Genomic DNA, 1,095 nt, shown 5'->3' with positions numbered 1-1,095 from the left:
CACTAAAGCTTAAGGCAGCATCGTTTGTAATAACGTCATCGTTCAGCGTCCCTGAGTCTGTTGTTAAGCCAACGGTTGGTATCGCTAAGGTTGTATCTAAGGTAAATGTCGTACTTGCTGTTTTAACATTTCCGGCAATATCAGTATCGGTTACTGTGACTGTGTACTCGCCATCGACTGTTGGTGCGCTGTACTCAGTCGTCGCCGCCGCGCCATCAATTGAATAAGTTCTATTTACATCACTAGCTGCTTCACTAAAGCTTAAGGCTGCATCGTTTGTAATAACGTCATCGTTCAGCGTCCCTGAGTCTGTTGTTAAGCCAACGGTTGGTATCGCTAAGGTTGTATCTAAAGTAAAGCTCGTGCTTGCTGTTTTAACATTTCCGGCCGTATCGGTATCCGTTACTGTGACCGTGTACTCACCATCGACTGTCGGTGCGCTGTACTCCGTAGTCGCCGCCGCACCATCAATTGAATAGACTCTGGTGACATCAGCTGCTGCGGCACTAACAGTTAATGCTGATGCATCGTTTGTAATGCTGTCGCTAGCACTTGCTCCACTATCGTTATCAAGTGTAATGCTTGGCATGGCAACGGTTGTATCTAAGGTAAAGGTCGTACTTGCTGTTTTAATATTTCCGGCCGTATCGGTATCCGTTACGGTTACCGTATACTCGCCATCGACTGTCGGTGCGGTGTACTCCGTAGTCGCCGCCGCGCCATCAATTGAATAAGTTCTATTTACATCACTAGCTGCTTCACTAAAGCTTAAGGCTGCATCGTTTGTAATAACGTCATCGTTCAGCGTCCCTGAGTCTGTTGTTAAGCCAACAGTTGGTATCGCTAAGGTTGTATCTAAGGTAAAGGTCGTACTTGCTGTTTTAACATTTCCGGCCGTATCGGTATCCGTGACCGTGACCGTATACCCGCCATTGACTGTCGGTGCGGTGTACTCCGTAGTCGCCGCTGCGCCATCAATTGAATAAGTTCTATTTACATCACTAGCTGCTTCACTAAAGCTTAAGGCTGCATCGTTTGTAATAACGTCATCGTTCAGCGTCCCTGAGTCTGTTGTTAAGCCAACGGTTGGTATCG

Annotated in this window: 1 protein-coding gene; it reads right to left on the bottom strand. The window is 47.0% G+C overall.

The features are described from left to right. A partial coding sequence (locus ESZ39_RS17550; protein ID WP_191321841.1) for an Ig-like domain-containing protein occupies positions 1 to 1,095 on the bottom strand: 1,095 nt, incomplete at both ends.

This window comes from Colwellia sp. C1TZA3 (genome assembly GCF_007954265.1).
GTDB lineage: Bacteria > Pseudomonadota > Gammaproteobacteria > Enterobacterales > Alteromonadaceae > Cognaticolwellia.
The sequence above is the reverse complement of the archived record's forward strand: the minus strand, read 5'-3'. Positions and strand labels throughout refer to the sequence as shown.